General features: G+C 72.7%; 15 protein-coding genes. 10 read left to right on the top strand and 5 right to left on the bottom strand.

What is annotated here, in order from left to right; all coding sequences use genetic code 11:
* Positions 1–177 precede the first annotated feature (177 nt).
* Positions 178–1,209, top strand: coding sequence for an aspartate-semialdehyde dehydrogenase (locus tag ACFYXM_RS14435; RefSeq protein WP_389289329.1), 1,032 nt, complete (start codon positions 178–180; stop codon positions 1,207–1,209).
* Positions 1,210–1,362: 153 nt separating this feature from the next.
* Positions 1,363–3,939 (top strand): aminopeptidase N, encoded by a 2,577-nt coding sequence (gene pepN / locus ACFYXM_RS14430; RefSeq protein ID WP_389289328.1) that lies wholly within the window; start codon positions 1,363–1,365, stop codon positions 3,937–3,939.
* A 102-nt stretch (positions 3,940–4,041) separates the two neighbouring features.
* On the opposite strand, the gene alc is transcribed toward pepN, so the two are convergent.
* The 4 genes from alc to ACFYXM_RS14410 all read right to left on the bottom strand — a co-directional run bounded on the left by alc (position 4,042) and on the right by ACFYXM_RS14410 (position 8,526).
* Positions 4,042–5,217: an allantoicase gene (gene alc / locus ACFYXM_RS14425; RefSeq protein ID WP_389289327.1), complete on the bottom strand. Its 1,176-nt coding sequence runs from the start codon at positions 5,215–5,217 to the stop codon at positions 4,042–4,044.
* A 394-nt stretch (positions 5,218–5,611) separates the two neighbouring features.
* On the bottom strand, positions 5,612–5,842 hold the full coding sequence (locus ACFYXM_RS14420; RefSeq protein ID WP_389289326.1) for a hypothetical protein: 231 nt from the start codon (positions 5,840–5,842) through the stop codon (positions 5,612–5,614).
* Positions 5,843–6,003: 161 nt separating this feature from the next.
* Positions 6,004–8,244: a 4-alpha-glucanotransferase gene (malQ, locus tag ACFYXM_RS14415; protein WP_389289325.1), complete on the bottom strand. Its 2,241-nt coding sequence runs from the start codon at positions 8,242–8,244 to the stop codon at positions 6,004–6,006.
* Positions 8,245–8,526 (bottom strand): hypothetical protein, encoded by a 282-nt coding sequence (locus tag ACFYXM_RS14410; RefSeq protein WP_389289324.1) that lies wholly within the window; start codon positions 8,524–8,526, stop codon positions 8,245–8,247.
* A gap of 388 nt (positions 8,527–8,914) precedes the next feature.
* On the opposite strand from ACFYXM_RS14410, the gene ACFYXM_RS14405 reads away from it, so the two are divergent.
* A complete protein-coding gene (locus ACFYXM_RS14405) occupies positions 8,915–12,016 on the top strand; it encodes a beta-N-acetylglucosaminidase domain-containing protein (RefSeq protein WP_389289323.1) in 3,102 nt (1,033 codons plus the stop codon).
* A 134-nt stretch (positions 12,017–12,150) separates the two neighbouring features.
* Here ACFYXM_RS14405 and ACFYXM_RS14400 read toward each other — a convergent pair whose 3' ends face one another.
* A complete protein-coding gene (locus ACFYXM_RS14400; protein WP_389289322.1) occupies positions 12,151–12,687 on the bottom strand; it encodes an HNH endonuclease in 537 nt (178 codons plus the stop codon).
* 330 nt (positions 12,688–13,017) lie between these two features.
* Here ACFYXM_RS14400 and ACFYXM_RS14395 point away from each other — a divergent pair, with 330 nt between their 5' ends.
* From ACFYXM_RS14395 to ACFYXM_RS14365, 7 genes are all read left to right on the top strand, one after another.
* A complete protein-coding gene (locus tag ACFYXM_RS14395; RefSeq protein WP_389289321.1) occupies positions 13,018–14,085 on the top strand; it encodes a mechanosensitive ion channel family protein in 1,068 nt (355 codons plus the stop codon).
* 322 nt (positions 14,086–14,407) lie between these two features.
* Positions 14,408–15,631 carry an ROK family protein gene (locus ACFYXM_RS14390; RefSeq protein ID WP_389289320.1) on the top strand — a complete coding sequence of 408 codons (1,224 nt, stop codon included), beginning with the start codon at positions 14,408–14,410 and terminating at the stop codon, positions 15,629–15,631.
* Positions 15,632–15,734: 103 nt separating this feature from the next.
* Positions 15,735–17,072, top strand: coding sequence for an ABC transporter substrate-binding protein (locus ACFYXM_RS14385; RefSeq protein WP_389289319.1), 1,338 nt, complete (start codon positions 15,735–15,737; stop codon positions 17,070–17,072).
* A 106-nt stretch (positions 17,073–17,178) separates the two neighbouring features.
* Positions 17,179–18,060 (top strand): carbohydrate ABC transporter permease, encoded by an 882-nt coding sequence (locus ACFYXM_RS14380; protein ID WP_389289483.1) that lies wholly within the window; start codon positions 17,179–17,181, stop codon positions 18,058–18,060.
* 1 nt (position 18,061) lies between these two features.
* Complete coding sequence (locus ACFYXM_RS14375) at positions 18,062–18,973, top strand: carbohydrate ABC transporter permease (protein WP_389289318.1); 912 nt, start codon at positions 18,062–18,064, stop codon at positions 18,971–18,973.
* 2 nt (positions 18,974–18,975) lie between these two features.
* Positions 18,976–20,265 (top strand): 6-phospho-beta-glucosidase, encoded by a 1,290-nt coding sequence (locus ACFYXM_RS14370; protein WP_389289317.1) that lies wholly within the window; start codon positions 18,976–18,978, stop codon positions 20,263–20,265.
* Positions 20,256–21,233, top strand: a complete 978-nt coding sequence (locus ACFYXM_RS14365; protein WP_389289316.1) for an N-acetylglucosamine kinase — start codon at positions 20,256–20,258, stop codon at positions 21,231–21,233. The genes ACFYXM_RS14370 and ACFYXM_RS14365 overlap by 10 nt, the downstream gene beginning before the upstream one ends.
* Positions 21,234–21,463 lie beyond the last annotated feature (230 nt).

Raw genomic sequence — 21,463 nt, 5'->3', positions numbered from 1 at the left:
CTCGGCGGAGCGCCCGCCCCACTGTCGTACGCGCCGCGTCCCCGCTCCCGCACCCCCGCGCACGACCGGGCGGGCGTGCACTGTCCACACCCCGGACAATGGATTGGACAAGGAAGCCGTCGCCATACACATCATGGAGCGGCAACCGTGCCAGTTCGTACGTTCGAAGGAGTTCCCGTGAAGGTCGGAATCGTCGGGGCGACCGGTCAGGTCGGCACAGTCATGCGCGGGATCCTGGCCGAGCGGAAGTTCCCGGTCGACGAGCTGCGGCTGTTCGCCTCCGCGCGCTCCGCGGGCTCCACCATCGTGTGGGAGGGCCGCGAGATCACCGTCGAGGACGCCTCGACGGCCGACTACACCGGACTGGACATCGTGCTGTTCTCGGCCGGTGGCGCGACCTCGAAGGCACTGGCCGAGAAGGTCGCCTCGCAGGGCGCCGTCGTCATCGACAACTCCTCCGCCTGGCGCAAGGACCCCGAGGTCCCGCTGGTGGTCTCCGAGGTCAACCCGCACGCGGTCGCCGACCGCCCCAAGGGCATCATCGCCAACCCGAACTGCACCACGATGGCCGCCATGCCGGTGCTGCGCCCGCTGCACGAGGAGGCCGGCCTGGAGGCGCTGACCGTCGCCACCTACCAGGCGGTGTCCGGTTCCGGGCTGGCCGGTGTCGCGGAGCTGCACGGCCAGGCGTCCAAGGTCGTCGCCGACGCCGACAAGCTCACCCACGACGGCGGGGCCGTCGACTTCCCCGAGCCCGCCGTCTACAAGCGCCCGATCGCGTTCAACGTGCTGCCGCTGGCCGGTTCGATCGTCGACGACGGCTCCTTCGAGACGGACGAGGAGCAGAAGCTCCGCAACGAGTCCCGCAAGATCCTGGAGATCCCGGAGCTGAAGGTGTCCAGCACCTGCGTCCGGGTCCCGGTCTTCTCCGGCCACTCGCTCCAGGTCAACGCGCGCTTCGCCCGCCCGATCGGCGTCGAGCGCGCCTACGAGCTGCTGAAGGACGCCCCGGGCGTCGAGCTCTCCGAGATCCCCACCCCGCTCCAGGCGGCGGGCAAGGACGCCTCCTACGTGGGCCGGATCCGGGTCGACGAGACCGTGGACAACGGCCTCGCGCTCTTCGTCTCCAACGACAACCTGCGCAAGGGCGCGGCACTCAACGCGGTGCAGATCGCGGAGCTGGTGGCGGCGGAGCTGAAGAACGGCTGACGCGTCACACGTGAGGGGGCGGCCACCGTACGCGGTGGCCGCCCCCTTCGCGCGCTCGCGTCCATCCGCGCTCCACTCGCGTTCCTCCGCACTCCGCCCGGACCCGCGGCGTGGAAGGATGTCCGAAAACGTCACACCCAAGGAGATGACCGCGTGCCTGGCACGAATCTGACCCGCGAAGAGGCACAGGAGCGGGCGCGCCTGCTGACCGTGGACGCGTACGAGATCGATCTCGACCTCTCCGGAGCGCAGGAGGGCGGCACCTTCCGGTCCGTGACCACGGTGCGCTTCGACTCCGCCGAGGCCGGTGCGGAGACCTTCATCGACCTGGTCGCGCCGACCGTGCACGAGGTCGAGCTGAACGGCAGGACGCTGGACGCCGCGGCCGTGTTCCACGACTCGCGCATCGCACTCCCGGGCCTGGTCGCGGGCTCCAACGAGCTGAAGGTCGTCGCCGACTGCGCGTACACCAACAGCGGGGAGGGCCTGCACCGCTTCGTCGACCCGGTCGACCAGCAGGCATATCTCTACACCCAGTTCGAGGTTCCGGACGCCCGGCGCGTCTTCGCGAGCTTCGAGCAGCCCGACCTGAAGGCAACGTTCCGGTTCACCGTGAAGGCCCCGGAGGGCTGGACGGTCGTCTCGAACTCCCCGACGCCCGAGCCGCGCGACAACGTCTGGTCCTTCGAGCCGACGCCCCGCATCTCGTCGTACATCACGGCCCTGATCGCCGGCCCGTACCACGCGGTGCACAGCAGCTACGAGAAGGACGGCCGGACCGTTCCGCTCGGCATCTACTGCCGCCCGTCGCTGGCCGAGTACCTCGACGCGGACGCGATCTTCGACGTGACGCGGCAGGGCTTCGACTGGTTCCAGGAGAAGTTCGACTACGACTACCCGTTCGCCAAGTACGACCAGCTGTTCGTGCCCGAGTTCAACGCGGGCGCGATGGAGAACGCGGGCGCGGTGACCATCCGCGACCAGTACGTGTTCCGCTCGAAGGTGACGGACGCGGCGTACGAGACGCGGGCCGAGACCATCCTGCACGAGCTGGCCCACATGTGGTTCGGCGACCTCGTCACCATGGAGTGGTGGAACGACCTGTGGCTGAACGAGTCGTTCGCCACGTACACGTCGATCGCCTGCCAGGCGTACGCGGAGGGCTCGAAGTGGCCGCACTCCTGGACGACGTTCGCCAACTCCATGAAGACGTGGGCATACCGCCAGGACCAACTGCCCTCCACGCACCCGATCATGGCGGACATCCGTGACCTGGACGACGTGCTGGTCAACTTCGACGGGATCACGTACGCCAAGGGCGCCTCGGTCCTCAAGCAGCTGGTGGCGTACGTCGGCATGGACGCGTTCTTCAAGGGCGTCCAGGCGTACTTCAAGGCGCACGCCTACGGCAACACCCGTCTGTCCGACCTGCTGGGCGCGCTGGAGGAGACCTCCGGCCGCGACCTGAAGACCTGGTCCAAGGCGTGGCTGGAGACGGCGGGCATCAACATCCTGCGCCCGGAGATCACCACCGACGAGAACGGCCACGTCACCTCGTTCACGGTCGTCCAGGAGGCCCCGGCGCTGCCCGCGGGCGCGAAGGGCGAGCCGACGCTGCGCCCGCACCGGATCGCGATCGGCGCCTACGATCTCGACGAATCCGGCAAGCTGGTCCGTACGAACCGGATCGAGCTGGACATCGACGGCGAGCGCACCACCGTGCCGTTCCCGGCCGGCACTGCCCGTCCCGCCGTGATCCTGCTCAACGACGACGACCTCTCGTACGCGAAGGTCCGGCTCGACGAGGAGTCGCTGCGCGTCGTCACCGAGCACCTCGGCGACTTCGCCGAGTCCCTGCCCCGCGCCCTGTGCTGGGCTTCCGCGTGGGACATGACCCGCGACGGCGAGCTGGCCACCCGCGACTACCTCTCCCTGGTGCTCTCCGGCATCGGCAAGGAGTCGGACATCGGCGTCGTCCAGTCGCTGCACCGCCAGGTGAAGCTGGCCCTGGACCTGTACGCGGCGCCGGAGTGGCGCGAGGCCGGTCTGGCCCGGTGGACCGAGGCGACCCTCGCCCACCTGCGCGCGGCGGAGCCGGGCAGCGACCACCAGCTGGCCTGGGCCCGTGCCTTCGCGGCGACCGCCCGCACCCCGCAGCAGCTGGACCTGCTGTCCTCGCTGCTCGACGGCAAGGAGACCATCGAGGGTCTGGCCGTCGACACGGAGCTGCGCTGGGCGTTCGTCGAGCGGCTCGCCGCGACCGGCGTCTTCGAGGAGGACGAGATCGCGGGCGAGTACGAGCGCGACCGGACGGCGGCGGGCGAGCGCCACGCGGCGACCGCCCGCGCGGCCCGCCCCACCCAGGCGGCGAAGGCGGAGGCGTGGGCCTCGGTCGTCGAGTCCGACAAGCTGCCGAACGCCGTCCAGGAGGCGGTCATCGCCGGCTTCGTCCAGTCCGACCAGCGCGAACTGCTGGCCCCGTACACGGAGAAGTTCTTCGCGGCGGTCAAGGGCGCCTGGGAGTCCCGCAGCCACGAGATGGCCCAGCAGATCGCCGTCGGCCTCTACCCGGCGGTCCAGGTCGCGCAGGAGACCCTGGACGCCACGGACGCCTGGCTGTCCTCGGCGGAGCCGAGCGCGGCCCTGCGCCGCCTGATCTCCGAGTCACGCTCCGGCGTGGAACGCGCCCTGAGGGCCCGCGCGGCGGACGCGGCGGCGGCCACGGCGTAACACCCGTACGGGAGAACGGAGACGCCCCGGACCGCGGCCGCGGTCCGGGGCGTCTCCGTTCTCCGTTCCCGGACGTACCGGGGCACGGGCCCCGGGGACGGGTTACGCCAGGGCCTGCTCGTAGCGGCGGGCCAGATCGGCCGCGCCGGTCTCCGTGAGGCTGCCGTGCAGGCGCATGCGGGCGACGCCGCCGTCGGGGAAGGCGTCGAGGCGGACGTGGGTGACGACCGCCCGGGCGCGGAGCGGGAAGCGGTGGAGCGTGTCGGGCTGGAGGCGGGTGCGGGGGATGATCTCGAACCATTCGCCCGTCTCGCCGTTCCGGCCGTGCAGGGCGATCCAGCCGGCCGCGTTGCCCTTGAGGCAGGCGGTGTCGATCTCGACCGCCCGGACCGCGCCCTGGGCGGGGAGGCGGAAGCGGACCCAGTCGTTCGTGTCGCGGACCCGGCGACGGCGGTTCTCCCAGCCGTCGTCCATCCTGCGGGAGGTGCCAGGCAGGATGATCTGGGTCGGGGAGGAGTAGAAGCGGTCCGAGGCGTCCTCGTGACTGCCGCCGTTCAGCACGGACACCAGGTCGAAGGTGCCGAGCGCGGCCAGCCAGGAAGGGTCGGGCAGGACCTCGCCGTGGACGCGGAGGCGGGCGATGCCGCCGTCGGGGTGCTGGCAGAGGCGCAGGTGGGTGTGGCGGCGGTCACTGGTGATCTCGAAGCCGTTGGCGGCGTGGCCGCGCACCGGGGTCGGCGGGACGATCTCCTCCCACTTCACGTCGTCCGCGAGGAGTTCCTCGGGGCCGGGGGCGCCGTCGACCGCCGTCGCCTGGATCGAGACGCGCTGCGGGTAGTTGCCGCGGAAGTGGGCCGTGTCGACGACGATGCCGCGGATGACGCCGGGGGCGCCGAGGCGGATCAGGGCCCAGTCGTGCTCGTCCGGGGCCGGGAACGGATGGTGCGCGTCCGCGCCGCGCCGACGGCGGGTCTCCCAGCCGTCCATGACCTTGCCCTTGTGGCCGAAGCGCTCGGGGTCGAAGACCGCGCGCTGCGGGACGAGGAGGTTCTCGCGCTGGGCGAAGAACTCGTCGTTGGCGGCGATCACACCCGCGCCGAGGCGGCGGTCGGCGAGGTCGACGAGATGGGTGAACGGGAGGTCGGTGGTGCGGTAGTCGGCGTACGGGTCGCCGCCGCCGTACGGGGCCGCGTCGTTGGCGCGGGGGTCCTCGGCGGCGTTCTCGTGGTGGTTCTCGCGGGACTTCCCCTGCTGGTTCTCGTTCTGGTCGAAGGTCATGGGGCTACTGTCGCCACCACCGACCTGTCAGGTCCATCGAAAGTCACTGCACACTCCGTGCAGTGGAAGTGAAGGATGCGGCCGTCCCGACGAGCGCCGCGAGGACCGGGACACCGCGGGCCCCCGCTCGGCACCCTGCCGCACCGCCGTCGGCACGTGGCGCCGCGGCTGGTCCGCCTCCGGTACGCGCATCACCACGCCGGCATGGGCGGCGAGGGACAGTGCGAGGTCCGGGAACGGCCCGGGGCCTTCGCCGTCCGGACACGCGTGCGCGCCGCTCGGCACGGGGTACCGGCGGCGCACTCGGCGGGGGCGGGGCGTCTCCCCGACATGGGTCGATCGCCCGGGCACGGGTCCGTCTCCCGGACCCGTCGGACCTGCCCCCCGGGGTTCGTCAGGCCTGCTTCTTGGACTTGTCGAAGATCATGACCAGGCCCGCGATGACCACGAACAGGGCGATGGGGGCCACGACGTACAGGCCGACCGTCTCCATCACGCTCAGGCCCGGACCGGGGTCGTCACCGTCGTCGCGGGTGAGCGCGAGCGCGGGGGACGACATGAGCAGCATCATCAGCGTCGTTCCGGTCGCGACGGCGCCGGCGCGCATAGCGTTCTTCTTGTCCACGGTGCAAACGTAGCGAACGCCCCCGGCGGGCGCGCGCCCGGGGGTGCCGTACGGGCCTCGTGACCGCGGGCGGGCGGCGTACGGCCCTCGTACGAACCAGGCGCGAGCCGCGTACGAGCCGCCCGCGCCCGAGGCCGGGACGCCTCAGGATCAGGGCGGGGTCACGGCCGGGGCCCCGGCCCCGTGCGCGTCATCGGCCACTCCGTCCCGCGCTCCTCGCGCGGACGGAAGACCTCCATCAGCCGGTGCAGCCGGGGCGCGGCGGCCAGTCCCTCCAGGGTGACCGCGTCACCCTCCGCGTCGGCGAGGGGCAGCCGCCAGTTGGGGTACTGGTCCCAGGTGCCCGGAACGTTCTGCGGGCGGCGGTCGCCGAGCGCGTCGGGGAGCCAGACGCCGACCATGCGGGCGGGGGTGCGCAGCAGGAAGCGGTGTACGGCGCGGACGGCGCCCTCCTCGTCGCCCTCGCCCTCCGGGAGCAGCCGGAGCCGGGCGAGGTGGCCGAGCCACTCGGCGGTGTCGTGGGCCTCCGCGGCCCGCTCCTCCGCGAGGCCGCGGGTGAGCAGGCCGAGGCCGTGGCGCAGCGCCACGTGGTCGCCGGTCAGCCGGGCGGCGGTGGGCGGCAGGTCGTGCGTGGTGGCGGTGGCCAGGCAGCTCTCGCGCCATTGCTCGGGGGCGAGCGGGCGGCCGGTGCCGTCCCAGTCCCGTTCGAACCAGAGCACGGAGGTGCCGAGCACGCCGCGGCGGGCCAGCGTCTCGCGCACCCACGGCTCGACCGTGCCGAGGTCCTCCCCCACGACGACGGCCCCGGCGCGGTGCGCCTCCAGCACCAGGACGGCGAGCATCGCCTCGGCGTCCTGGCCGACGTACGTGCCCTCGGTGGGCGGGCGTCCCTCGGGCACCCACCAGAGCCGGAACAGGCCCATCACGTGGTCGATGCGCAGGGCCCCCGCGTGGGCGAGGAGCCCGCGCAGCAGTGTGCGGTACGGGGCGTAGCCGGACGCGGCGAGGGCGTCGGGGCGCCACGGGGGCAGCCCCCAGTCCTGGCCGTGGGCGTTGAAGGCGTCCGGGGGCGCGCCGACGGACATGCCGTGCGCGAAGGCGTCCCGCAGGGCCCAGGCGTCGGAGCCGCCGGGGTGCACGCCGACGGCGAGGTCGTGGACGATGCCGACGGCCATCCCCGCGTCCCGGGCCGCGCGCTGGGCGGCGGCGAGCTGTTCGTCGGTCAGCCAGGCGAGCCGGCAGTGGAAGTCGACCCGGTCGGCCAGGGCGCGGCGGGCCCGTGCGGTCTCCTCGGAGCGGGGGTCGCGCAGGGCGGTCGGCCAGGTGCGCCAGTCGGGGCCGTGCACCTCGGCGAGGGCGCACCACAGGGCGTGGTCCTCCAGGGCCTGCCCCTGTTCGGCCAGGAAGTCGCAGTAGGCGGCGCGGCGGCCCGGGGTGAGGGGGACGGCCCGGACGAGTTCGAGGGCCCGGCGCTTGAGCTCCCAGACGGCGTCCCGGTCGATCAGGGCGCCCTTGTCCAGGACGGTGTCGCCGAGCGCGGCGGCGCCCTGCCGCAGGTCTTCGAGGGTGGCCCGGTCGGGTACGTGGCCGTACTCGGGGATCGACTCGACGTGCAGATGGACGGGGTCGGGGAAGCGGCGGGACGAGGGGCGGTACGGGGACGGGTCGGTGGGATCGCCGGGCACGGCTGCGTGGAGCGGGTTGACCTGGATGAACCCGGCGCCGAGGGCGCGCCCGGACCAGGCGGCCAGATCGGCGAGGTCGCCGAGGTCGCCCATGCCCCAGGAGCGGGTGGAGAGCAGCGAGTAGAGCTGTACGAGGAAGCCGTGGCAGCGCTCGGGCGGGCCCGGCGCCCGGGGCGGGGCGACGACGAGCGTGGCGCCCGCGCTCCCGCCGCCCGGCGTACGCACGGACAACCGGTGCACGCCGAGCGGCGGTTCGCTCCACCAGGCGGGGGTCGTCGGCCCGCCCGCGCCGCCGCCCGCCTCCGTGCCCGTACCGGCCGCCCCCGCGCCCGTGCTCGTGGTCCTGCCCGGACGGGCGCCCCGGCCCGGGGCCGTACCGCCGCCCGCTCCGGCGGGCCTGATCCGCACGGGGAGCGGCGGGGGCGCACCGGCGTCCTCAAGGGCGATGTCGAGCGTGCTGCCGGGCGGCAGGGCGGTCAGCGCCGCGGGCGGCGGCTCCCCCGACCACACCACGAGCGTCGGCGGGAGGAGCGCGGAGCGGGCGGCGGACTCGGCGGCGACGAGCGACTCCCGTACCGAGTCGGGGGTGGCGGCGTCCACGCCGAGCGCGGCGAGCACGGCGACGAGGGTGTCGTCGGGGACGGACACCGTGACACCGGCGGACGGGGAGTAGGAGGTGGCGACGCCGTGCAGTGCGGCGAGCCGGGACAGGCCCATTCAGACTCCTGGGGACTCCATGCCCCACGTGCTGCCGGCGGTGGCCGGCTCGCTGGTCAGCGGGGCATTGACGGCGAGCGGGGGTTCGCTGGTCAACGGGGTGGCCTCGGCGAGCGGGGGCTCGCTGGTCAGGGGTATCGCGTCGGCGAGCGGCGGCTCGCTGGTCAGCGGGCCGGGTCCGGGCGCGGGGAACGCGCCGGGCGACGACGGGCCGGGGAGCGGATCGGGACCGGATGCCTGTCGGGAGAGGGCGGAGAACAGGAACTGCGCGGCAGCGGGCATTGGTGGCCTCCTGGCCGTGGCGGAACAGGGCACAGCACGCCTACCCAGCGGCCCCGGCCGCAGACGCAGGCGTTGTCGCAACGAGTTCAACGTGCCCCGAGTCACATTCCGTTCCCCTGGGCCCGGTTCTCCGCAAGTCGTCCGTCGATTTCGGCCATTCGGCGTCATCCTTGGTGCCCACGCCGATGGCCGATCCTCCCTCACCACCTCCACCGCATCGGGCATTTGCGGCACAACCGCCCCGTGCATTGACACCCTCGCGCGTGGGTGGTGGGCTCGGAAGCCACCGGTGGGACCACGGAAGCACCATCGGCGAGAACGAGGCGAACGCCGGCCGGGGCGAAGGAAGCGCCGTCGGCGGGAGCCGGGGAAGCGAGGGAGACGGGCGATGCGGCTCAGGTACGGGAAACGGGCGACGGCCGTCGCGGTCGCCGTGCTCGGCGGGCTGCTCTCCACGGGAACGCCGGCCGCGGTCGCGGCCCCCTCGGCGCCCGGCTCCCCCACCGTGACCACGCCGGACCGCACGGACGAGGGCGCGCCCCCCGCCGTGTGGCCGCGCCCCCAGTCGATCGAGAGGTCCGGCCCGTCCGTCCCGCTCACCGCGGAGGTCACGCTCGTGGCCGGCGCGGACGCCGATCCGTACGCCGTGGAGGCGCTCCGGGAGGTCCTGCGGGGTGCGGGCGTGCGCACCGTCCACGAGACGCTGCCGGGCCGCGGCCCCGTCGTCCGGCTCGGCGGCGACAGCGCCGGGGACGCGCTGCGCGCACTGCGCGTCCCGGACCGCGGCGATCTGCCCTCCGGCGGCTACCGGCTCGCGGTCGGCCGGGTCGCGGGCCGCGACACCGTCGCCGTGGACGGCGTCGGCGAGGACGGCCTGTTCCACGGGGTGCAGACGCTGCGTCAGCTGCTCCGGGACGGCGGTGTCGCCGGGGTCACGGTCCGGGACTGGCCCGGCACCGCCGTGCGCGGGATGACGGAGGGCTTCTACGGGGAGCCGTGGACCCGGGCCGAACGGCTGGCGCAGATCGGCTTCATGGGGCGTACGAAGCAGAACCGGTATCTCTACGCGGCGGGTGACGACCCGTACCGCCAGGCCCGTTGGCGCGACCCCTACCCCGCCGACCGGCGGGCCGACTTCCGGGCGCTGGCCGAGCGGGCCCGTGCCGAGCACGTGACGCTGGGCTGGGCGGTCGCCCCCGGTCAGAGCATGTGCATGGCGTCGGACGACGACGTGCGGGCGCTGACGAAGAAGCTCGACGCGATGTGGGCGCTGGGCGTGCGGGCGTTTCAGCTGCAGTTCCAGGACGTCAGCTACAGCGAGTGGCACTGCGGCGACGACGCCGACACGTTCGGCAGGGGCCCCGAGGCGGCAGCCCGGGCGCAGGCGCGGGTGGCGAGCGCGGTGGCACGGCACCTCGCGGAACGCCATCCGGGCTCGGAGCCGCTGTCGGTGATGCCGACGGAGTTCTACCAAGACGGGGCGACCGCGTACCGCACGGCGCTCGCGAAGGAGCTGGACGACCGGGTGCAGGTCGCCTGGACCGGTGTCGGGGTCGTGCCCCGGACCATCACCGGCGGCGAACTGGCCGGTGCGCGGGCCGCGTTCCGGCATCCGCTGGTCACGATGGACAACTACCCGGTGAACGACTACGCGCAGGACCGCATCTTCCTGGGCCCGTACACCGGCCGGGACCCGGCGGTGGCGGCCGGTTCCACGGCGCTGCTCGCGAACGCCATGGAGCAGCCGTCGGCGTCCCGCATCCCGCTGTTCACCGCCGCGGACTTCGCGTGGAACCCGAAGGGGTACCGGCCGCAGGAGTCCTGGCGGGCGGCGATCGACGACCTCGCGGGCGGCGACGCCCGTGCCGGGGACGCGCTGCGCGCGCTGGCCGGGAACAGCGCGACGTCCGTCCTGGGCGGCGACGAGTCGGCGTACCTGCGGCCGCTGCTGGACGCGTTCTGGCGGTCGCGCACGGCGGAGGACGCCGCGGCACGGGACGGCGCCGAGCGCGCGCTGCGCAACGCCTTCACGGTGATGCGCGAGGCCCCGCAGCGGCTGAAGGGGCCGGCCGGCGGGCGGCTCGACGAGGAAGTGCGGCCGTGGACCGAGCAGTTGTCCCGGTACGGCCGGGCGGGCGAACTGGCCGTCGACCTGCTGGGGGCCCAGTCGCGCGGCGACGGCGCCGCCGCGTGGCGGGCGTCCCTGGCGCTGGAGCCGTTGCACCGGGCGACGAAGAGGAGCGGCGCGACGGTCGGTGAGGGGGTGCTGGGCCCGTTCCTGGACCGGGTGCGCCGGGAGGCGGACGCCTGGACCGGCGCGGACCGGAAGGCGGGCACGGCGACCCGGGCGCCGGGCAGTTACACGGTGCGGCTGGACCGGGCCCGTCCGGTGGAGACGGTGACGGCGATGACGGTGCCCGGGAGCGGCACGGCGGCCGGAGCGACGCTGGAGGCGCACGTGCCCGGCGAGGGCTGGCGTCGGCTGGGCCCGGTGTCGGGGACGGGCTGGACCCAGACGCCGGTGCGGGGGCTGCGCGCGGACGCGATCCGGATCAGCTGGCCCGTCGGCGGTCCGGCCGCTCCCCCGGTCATCACGGGTGCGCTGCCGCCGATCGTCCCGGGGGCCACGACCGGGAGCGACACCTCCGGGGTCTTTGGAGGCGATGCGTCCGGGACCGGACCGACGGCCGGCGGTCCCTCCGCGTCCGGGAGCGGAAACGGTGCCTCCGGGGACGCGACGGCTCCGCGCGTACGGGCGCTCGTGCCGTGGTTCGGCGACGAACCGGCCGCCCGGCTCGACCTCGCGCGCGGCGAGACGGACGCCGAGATCGGCGGCGGACCGCAGCGGGTCCGGGCCCGGCTGGCCGCCCGGCGCCCCGCCGAGGTGCGGGGCAGGCTCACCGCGCAGGCTCCCGAGGGCATCGAGGTGAGCGTGCCGAAGCAGACGAGGGTGCCGCGCGGCTCCCGTACCGATGTCCCCGTCGAGATCACCGTCCCGGCGGGCACCCCGGCGGGCGAGTACGAGGTGCCGATCGGCTTCGGCGAGGAACGCAGCACGCTCACCGTCCGGGCGTATCCCCGCACCGGGGGCCCCGACCTGCTGCGCGCCGCCACCGCGTCCTCCTCGGGTGACGAGACCCCGGACTTCCCGGCCTCGGCCGCCTCCGACGGCGATCCGGAGACCCGCTGGTCCTCACCGGTCGAGGACGGCGCCTGGTGGCAGGCGGAACTGTCGAGTCCGGCCCGGATCGGCCAGGTGGTGCTGCACTGGCAGGACGCCTACGCCTCCCGCTACCGCGTCCAGGTCTCCCCGGACGGGCGGACCTGGCGCACGGCGGCGACCGTGCGGGACGGCCGGGGCGGGCGCGAGTCGGTGCGGATGGACGCGAAGGACACCCGCTTCATCCGCGTCCAGGGCGATGCCCGGGGCACCGGGTTCGGCTACTCGCTCTGGGCCGTGGAGGCGTACGCCGTCGCCGCGACGGAGTAGCGCGGGGACGGAACGACGCGGAGCGCCGGTCCGCACGCGGAAACCTCATGCGCGGGCCGGGCCCGGCCGCGTTGCCGCGGGCGCACCCGATGTCGTCCCCAAGCCCGGCCCCGGGGACGACGAAGGCCCGGATCCTAGGCTGATATGCCGTCGATCCGGGCCATCGCGTCGTCCGCGCCGAAGGGTTGCAAGTACGGCAACCAGCGCGGGTCGCGATGGCCCGTACCGATGATGCGCCAGGCGAGGCCCGTGGGCGGGGCGGGCTGCTGATGCAGCCGCCAGCCGAGCTCGGGCAGGTGCCGGTCGGCCTTGACATGGTTGCAGCGGCGGCAGGCCGCGACCACGTTGTCCCAGGAGTGCTGACCGCCGCGGCTGCGCGGGATGACGTGGTCGACGCTGGTCGCGGCGGCGCCGCAGTACATGCAGCGGCCTCCGTCGCGGGCGAACAGCGCCCGGCGGGTCAGCGGTACGGGCCCCCGGTAGGGAACCCGTACGAACCGTTTCAGCCGGACGACACTGGGCGCCGGGACGACCCGGGTGGCACTGTGCATGAAGGCGCCGGACTCCTCGAGACAGATGGCCTTGTTTTCGAGCACGAGGACGAGAGCGCGGCGGAGCGGTACGACGCCGAGCGGCTCGTACGACGCGTTGAGAACCAGGACATGCGGCACGGTGGACGCCTCCTTGTACGCCGGCGGCGCGTGGCTCGCGCCGGGACGATCCGATCCGATTTTCTCCTCACGCCTGGTCGAAGCGCCACCACGTGCGGGTAACGGGCCGGAAGGATTTTTCGTCGTCGCCGGCCGCCCGGCCCCGTCGACGCCCGTCGGAACGGGCTCCTCGGGGCCCACCGCGGCGGAGACGGCCGTCCGGTGTGCGATCGGCCACATGTGCGCCCCGGCGCCCCCGTAATGCCTCCGTCCGCTCGGTCGCGACGGTGGTGCTCGTTCGCTGCCCCGTTAGTGTGGTGGGCCTGTCGCACCCCACCCGGAGGTCCCGTCGTGTCCCTGTCCGCCCTGTTGACCGCAGCCCCGTCACCCGGGGCCGGCAGCTCGCTCGACGAGGCCGCCGAGCAGGCCGGGAACGCCGCGAGCTGGGTGGAGGAGAACTGGTCCACCTGGCTGAGCATCGGTCTGCGCATCGTGCTCATCATGACGATCGCGATCGTGCTGCGGACCGCCGTCCGGCGCGCTCTCACCAAGCTCATAGAACGGATGAACCGCAGCGCCCAGGCGGTGGAGGGCACCGCCCTGGGCGGGCTGCTGGTCAACGCCGAACGCCGCCGTCAGCGCTCCGAGGCGATCGGTTCCGTGCTGCGTTCGGTGGCGTCGTTCCTGATCCTCGGCACGGCCTGCCTGATGATCCTGGGCGCGTTCCAGATCGACCTCGCCCCGCTGCTGGCCTCCGCGGGTGTGGCCGGTGTGGCGATCGGTTTCGGCGCGCGCAACCTGGTCACCGACTTCCTGTCGGGCGTCTTCATGATCCTGGAGGACCAGTACGGCGTCGGCGACACCATCGACGCGGGCGTGGCCAGTGGCGAGGTCATCGAGGTCGGCCTACGGGTCACCAAGCTGCGCGGCGACAACGGCGAGATCTGGTACGTGCGCAACGGCGAGGTGAAGCGGATCGGCAACCTCAGCCAGGGCTGGTCGACGGCCGGCGTCGACGTGATGCTGCACCCCTCGGAGGACCTCGACCGGGTCCGCACGGTGATCGACGAGGCCACCGCCGCGATGGCCAAGGAGGACCCGTGGAACGAGCGGCTGTGGGGCCCGGTGGAGATCCTGGGCCTGAGCGACGTGCTGCTGGACTCGATGTCGGTCCGGGTCGCGGCGAAGACGATGCCCGGCAAGGCGGTGGGCGTGGAGCGCGAGCTGCGCTGGCGGATCAAGCGGGCCTTCGACGAGGCGGGCATCCGGATCGTCGGCGGCGTCCCGGCCCAGGTGGAGGAGGAGCCCGCCCCCGACCCGTCGGCCGCCGTGGCCGCCCCGTCGGCGTTCGCGTCGGCGACCTCGCCGCAGTCCCTGGCCGCGAACCCGATCACCCCGTCGTCGAACCTGTCGAAGTAGCCGGGGCTTCCCGAACACGCCCGAAGGGGCACGCGTGGATCCGTTGATCCGTGCGTGCCCCTTCGGCCGTCCCGCGGCCCGCGCTGCGGCTGTCCGGAATGCCGGCCGCCGTCCCGCTCCCCCTGACCCCGGCTCCGCGGCTCCACGGCTCCCAGGGGGACCGGAGGCAACCGAACGGCCGCCTCCACGTAACGCTTTGATTGCCTCGGCGATGCTGACCATTGACGACCCGGCCGCGGCGCCATACCGTCCTCTCACCGAATAGGAAAGTTTCCTAACAACTTTCCCAGCAACCTTTCCGAACACAGGGCAGGTGGAGCTCATGGCCGGAACCACACCGGGTACCCCCCGCGTCCTGCGAGCCATGAACGACCGGGCCGCCCTCGATCTGCTGCTGGAGCACGGACCGCTCTCCCGCACGAGGATCGGCAAGCTGACCGGGCTCTCCAAGCCCACCGCCTCGCAGCTGCTGGCGCGGCTGGAGGCGGCCGGGCTGGTCGTCGCCACCGGGACGGTGGCGGGGCGGCCCGGGCCCAACGCCCAGCTGTACGCGGTGAACGCGCGGGCCGCGCACGTCGCGGGGCTGGACGTGAACGGCCGGCGGATCCTCGCCGCGGTCGCCGACGTGACCGGCGAGACGGTCGGGGAGTTCGAGCTGCGCACCTCGGGCCGGCGCACCGACTGCGTGGTACGGCAGGTGGCGGACGCGCTGGACGGGGCGGTCAAGGACGCCGGGCTCACCCGCTCCGAGATCCACCGGGTCGTCATCGGCACCCCGGGCGCCTTCGACCCCGGCACCGGACGGCTGCGGTACGCCTCGCACCTGCCGGGCTGGCACTCCCCCGCGCTGCTGGACGAGCTGGCCGCGGCCCTGCCGATGCCGATCGAGTACGAGAACGACGTGAACCTGGTCGCGGTGGCCGAACAACGGCTCGGCGCGGCGCGGGGGCACGACGACTTCGTCCTGTTGTGGAACGAGGAGGGGCTCGGCGCCGCCCTCGTGATCAACGGGCGGCTGCACCGCGGCTTCACCGGCGGCGCCGGCGAGGTCGGCTTCCTGCCGGTGCCGGGCGCACCGCTGGTCCGGCAGGTCACCAAGGCGAACTCGGGCGGGTTCCAGGAGCTGGCGGGCGCCCAGGTGCTGGCCCGACTGGCCCGGGAGCTCGGCATCGACGACGACACGGTACGCGCCCCCGGCACCCATCACGAGGTGGCGTCCCGGCTGATCGCCAGGGCCGCCGAGGTCGCGGAGGCGGGCGAGGAAGGCCCGTACACGCGGCTCCTCGACCGGTTCGCCACCGCGCTCGCCACCGGGCTGGCGTCCATGGTCGCCGTGCTGGACCCGGAACTCGTCGTGCTGTCCGGCGACGTGATCGCGGCCGGCGGGGAACCCCTGCGCGGCCGGGTGGAGTCCGAACTCACCGAACTGTCCGCCTCCCGGCCCCGGTTGATCGCCGGTGCCGTGACGCATCGCCCCGTCCTGCGCGGCGCGCTGGAGAGCGCCCTCGTCACCACCCGCGACGAGGTCTTCGACACCTCGCGCTGACCGCGCACCCCGCTCCGACGTCCGCCCGCCCCTCCGAATCCGCTCCTCACCGCCCCAACTCCGTACGTCACCCCTCCGCACCTCGTACTCGGGAGACACCGTCATGTCCGCAGTCCGCCGGAAGCCGGCCGCAGCGCTCGCCGCGACCGCCGCGCTCACGCTGTTCGCCTCCGCCTGTACCGGCCAGAGCAACTCCGGTGCCACGGACGACGCGTCCAAGGAGACCACCATCACCTTCTGGCACGGCTGGGTCGACCCGGGCGAGGTCAAGGCGATCCAGGACACGGTCGACGCCTTCCGGAAGAAGCACCCCAACATCAAGGTGGACGTCGTCGGCAACATGACCGACGACAAGATCAACCAGGCGCTGCGGGCGGGCGGTTCGAAGGCTCCGGACGTCGTCTCGTCCTTCACCACGAACAACGTCGGGAAGTTCTGCTCCTCGAAGACGTTCGTCGATCTGAACCCGTTCCTGAAGCGGGACGGCATCGACCCGGACAAGACGTTCCCGAAAGCGATGAACGAGTACACACAGTTCGACGGCGTGCGCTGCACGGTTCCGCTGCTCGGCGACGCGTACGGCCTCTACTACAACAAGGACGCGTTCAAGGCCGCCGGGATCGCCGAACCGCCGAAGACCTGGTCCGAACTGGCCACAACCGCCAAGAAGTTGACCAAGACCAAGGGCGACTCGTACGAGCGGCTCGGGTTCATGCCGAACTACCACGGCTACGAGTCGACGACCGAGCACTACCTCGGCGGCTGGGACCCGAAGTACTTCGACGCGGACGGCAGGTCGAACATCGCCGAGGACCCGGCGTTCGCCGCGATGCTCACCACCCAGAAGAAGCTGGTCGACGGCCTCGGCGGGTTCGAGAAGCTGGAGAAGTTCCGCACGTCGTTCGGTAACGAGTGGGGGGCCAAGCACCCGTTCCACACCGGCCAGGTGGCCATGCAGCTGGACGGCCCGTGGCGGCTCGGGATGGCCGAGCAGAGCAAGCCCGGGTTCGAGATCGGTGTGGCCCCGATGCCCGTCGCCGACGACCAGGCCGACACCTACGGCAAGGGCTACATCACGGGCACCGTCGCGGGGATCGCCGCCACCTCGGAGAAGCAGAACGCGGCCTGGGAACTGGTCAAGTTCATGACGACCGACACGGACGCGGTGGTGAACTTCTCCAACGCCATCCACAACGTGCCGTCCACGCTGGCCGCACTGAAGTCGCCGAAGCTGAAGTACGATCCGCGCTTCAAGACGTTCCTGGACATCGCCGCCGACCCGAACAGCACCACCACCCCGCCCTCGGTGAACGGCGGCGCGTACCTGGTGTCCCTGCAGAACCTCGGATTCGACATCGAGAAGGGCGTGCAGAAGGACATCGGGGCGGGCCTGAAGAAGACCGCCGCCGAGATCGACGCGGCGATCGCTCAGGCGAAGTAGCGCCGCGATGAGCAAGCGTACGGACGCACTCGCACCGCCGGTGAAGCGCCGGGGGCCGGCCCTCGGCGCGAAACGCGGAAGAGCGGCACTGTGGACCGCGGCCTTCATGTCGCCGTGGCTGATCGGGTTCTGCTTCTTCTTCGCCTACCCGCTGATCTCCACGCTCTACTTCTCCTTCACCTCCTACGACGGTTTCACCGCCCCCGAGTTCAGCGGGCTGAAGAACTGGCAGTACGTCTTCGGCGACTACCCGCTGTTCTGGCCGGCACTGCGCAACACGCTCTGGCTGGTCGTGGTGATGGTGGCCTGCAGGGTGGTGTTCGGCCTCGGCGTCGGACTGCTGATCACCAAGATCAAGACGGGGGCCGGGGTCTTTCGCACCCTGTTCTACCTGCCGTACCTGGCGCCGCCGGTCGCGGCGACGCTCGCCTTCGTCTTCCTGCTCAACCCCGGTACGGGGCCGGCCAATTCGATCCTCGGGGAGCTGGGACTGCCCACGCCCGGGTGGTTCACCGACGCCACCTGGTCCAAGCCCGCGCTGACCGCGCTCGCGGTGTGGGGGGTGGGCGACCTGATGGTGATCTTCATGGCCGCGCTGCTCGACGTGCCGAAGGAGCAGTACGAGGCGGCGGAGCTGGACGGGGCGGGCCCGTTCCAGCGGTTCCGCTTCATCACCCTGCCGAACATCGCGCCGATCGTGATGTTCGCCGTGGTCACCGGGATCATCCAGGCGATGCAGTACTACACCCAGCCACTCGTGGCCGGGAAGGTCGCCTCGGGCGTGATCGGTGACTCCGGCCAGCCGTTCGAACCCGGCTATCCCGACAAGTCGACACTGACGCTTCCGCAGCTCGTCTACAACCTCGGCTTCCAGCGCTTCGACTACGGCTCCGCCTGTGTGACCGCGCTCGTTCTGTTCGTTCTCGCCATGGCGTTCACCGCACTGCTGATGCGGCGCCGCGGCGGGCTGATCCAGGCAGGTGAGTGACGTGGCCCAGGCACTGGACACCCGAGCGACGGCGGCCGGCACGGCACCGGCGCCCGACCCGGTCACCCCGGCCGGTCGCGCGGCGCGCCGCAAGGCGCTGCTGAACTGGATCGCCGTGCACGCGCTCGGCGTCGCCGCGGCGCTGTTCTTCGTGCTGCCGTTCGTCTTCCTGGTGCTCACCTCGCTGATGAGCGACCAGCAGGCGCTGACCCGCGATCTGTGGCCGCACCCCTTCGAGTGGGGCAACTACAAGAAGGTGTTCGACACCCCGGGCTTCCTGACCTGGTGGAAGAACACCCTGCTGTACGCGGGGCTCGGCACGGCCTTGACGGTCGTCTCGTCGGTGCCCGTGGCGTACGCGCTCGCCAAGTTCCGCTTCCGCGGCCGGCATCTGTCGCTGATGCTCGTCATCTCGATGATGATGCTGCCGCCGCAGGTCGTCGTCATCCCGATGTACCTGTTCTGGGCGAAGCAGCTGGACCTGTCCGGCACGCTCTGGCCGCTGATCGTCCCGATGGCGTTCGGCGACGCGTTCTCCATCTTCCTGCTGCGGCAGTTCCTGCTGACCATCCCGGACGAGTACCTGGACGCGGCGAAGGTCGACGGCTGCGGCGAACTGCGCACCCTGCTGCGGGTGGTGCTGCCGATGGCCAAGCCGGGCATCGCGGCCGTCGCACTCTTCCAGTTCTTCTACGCCTGGAACGACTACTTCGGCCCGCAGATCTACGCCTCCGAGAACCCGGCCGCCTGGACCCTCAGTTACGGACTGGAGTCGTTCAAGGGGGCGCACCACACCGACTGGAACCTGACCATGGCCGCGACCGTACTGGTCATGGCCCCCGTGATCCTCGTCTTCTTCTTCGCCCAGAAGGCGTTTGTCGAGGGCGTCACACTGACCGGAGTAAAGGGCTGACCATGAAGCTCGCTGTAGTGGGTGGCGGGTCCACCTACACCCCTGAACTGATCGACGGATTCGCCCGGCTGCGGGACACGCTGCCCATCGAGGAGCTGGTGCTCGTCGACCCGGCGGCCGACCGTCTGGAACTCGTGGGCGGCCTCGCCCGGCGGATCTTCGCCAAGCAGGGCCACCCGGGACGGATCGTCACCACCGCCGACCTGGACGCGGGCGTCGCCGACGCCGACGCGGTCCTGCTCCAGCTGCGCGTCGGCGGCCAGGCCGCCCGCAACCAGGACGAGAGCTGGCCGCTGGAGTGCGGTTGCATCGGCCAGGAGACCACCGGCGCGGGCGGCCTCGCCAAGGCGCTGCGCACCGTCCCGGTCGTCCTGGACATCGCGGAGCGGGTCCGCCGTACCAACCCGAACGCCTGGATCATCGACTTCACCAACCCGGTCGGCATCGTCACCCGGGCGCTGCTCCAGGCCGGGCACAAGGCCGTCGGCCTGTGCAACGTGGCGATCGGCTTCCAGCGGAAGTTCGCCCGGCTGCTCGACGTCACCCCTGACCAGGTGCACCTCGACCACGTCGGGCTCAACCACCTGACCTGGGAGATGGGTGTCCGCCTCGGCGGCCCGGACGGTGAGAACGTCCTGCCGAGGCTGCTCGCCGAGCACGGCGGCACGATCGCGGGCGACCTGCGCATGCCCCGGGCGATCGTCGACCGCCTCGGCGTCGTCCCCTCGTACTACCTGCGGTACTTCTACGCGCACGACGAGGTCGTGCGGGAGCTGGGCACCAAGCCGTCCCGGGCGGCCGAGGTGGCCGCGATGGAGAAGGAACTCCTCGCCATGTACGGCGACCCGGCGCTGGACGAGAAGCCCGCGCTGCTCGCCAAGCGCGGCGGCGCCTTCTACTCCGAGGCGGCCGTGGACCTGGCGTCCTCGCTGCTCGGCTCGGGCGGATCCCCGGTGCAGGTGGTGAACACGTACAACCGCGGGACGCTGCCGTTCCTGCCGGACGACGCGGTGATCGAGGTGCAGGCCCGGGTCGACGGCACGGGGGCGACCCCGCTCGCCGTGCCGGAGCTGGACCCGCTCTACGCGGGCCTGATCGCCAACGTGACCGCGTACGAGGACCTGGCCCTGGAAGCGGCGCTGCGTGGTGGGCGAGCCACCGGGCGGGCGGGCGGGAGAGACGCGGTGTTCAAGGCGCTGCTCGCGCATCCTCTGATCGGCCAGTTCGAGTACGCCGAGGCGCTCACCGACAAGCTGATCGCGCACAACCGGGAGCACCTGGCGTGGGCGTGAACGCTTCGGTCCTCGCGATCGACGCCGGGAACAGCAAGACCGACGTGGCTGTGATCAGTGCCGAAGGGACGATTCTGTCGGCCGCTCGTGGCGGCGGTTTCCAGCCACCGGTGGTGGGCGTGGAGGCGGCCGTCGACGCGCTCGGCGCGATCGTCGGCCGGGCCCTGGAGCTGTCCGGCGTCCCGTCCGGCGGCGTCACGCACGTGTCGGCCTGTCTCGCCAACGCCGACCTCCCGGTGGAGGAGGAGCAGTTGGCGACGGCGCTGCGCGCCCGGGGCTGGGGCGAGTCGGTCGAGGTGCGCAACGACACCTTCGCGATCCTGCGCGCGGGCGTGGACGAGCCCCGGGGCGTGGCGGTCGTCTGCGGTGCGGGCATCAACTGCGTCGGCATGCTGCCGGACGGGCGGACCGCACGCTTCCCCGCGATAGGCCGCATCTCCGGTGACTGGGGCGGCGGCTCGGGGCTGGCCGAGGAGGCGATGTGGTTCGCCGCGCGGGCCGAGGACGGTCGCGGCGAGCCGACCGAACTGGCCCGCGCGCTGCCCGCGTACTTCGGGCTCGACTCGATGTACGCGCTGATCGAGTCGCTGCATCTGGGCCGGATCGAGTCCGAGCGGCGCTACGAGCTGACCCCGGTGCTCTTCGCGACGGCCGCGGCCGGGGACGCGGTGGCGGGTGCGCTGGTGGACCGGCTGGCGGAGGAGGTCGTCTCGATGGCGTCGGTGGCGCTGGGCCGACTGGGTCTGCTGGCCGAGGAGGCGCCGGTGGTGCTGGGCGGCGGAGTGCTGGCGGCCCGTCACCCCCGGCTGGACGAACGGATCGCGGACCTCCTCGCGGTACGGGCCCCGAAGGCGGTCGTCCGGGTGGTGACGGAGCCCCCGGTGCTGGGGGCCGCGCTGCTGGGCCTGGACCGGACGGGGGCACCGGCCGAGGTGCACGAGAGGCTGCGCGCGCTGTACCGCCGCTGACCGACCGGCCGGGCCCCTCTCCCCGGGGAGCGCCCGGGCTTCCGGGCTTCCGGGCTTCCGGGCTTCCGGGCTTCCGGGCTTCCGGGCTTCCGGCAGAGCGTGTCCCGCCCTTGTTCCTTGGCTGAGGCGTCCCGCGGTGTTCCGTGCCGCGGGACGCCTCTCGCGTAAGAGGTCGCGCGCATAGGTGGGGCGGAGGAAGGAGCGGGGCGAGGGGCAAGCCCGGCAAGGCG

The sequence above is a fragment of the Streptomyces sp. NPDC002476 genome, from assembly GCF_042889785.1.
In the GTDB taxonomy this organism is placed as follows: Bacteria; Actinomycetota; Actinomycetes; order Streptomycetales; family Streptomycetaceae; genus Streptomyces.
Note: the sequence above shows the minus strand (reverse complement) of the source record. Positions and strands in the feature narration are given on the sequence as shown.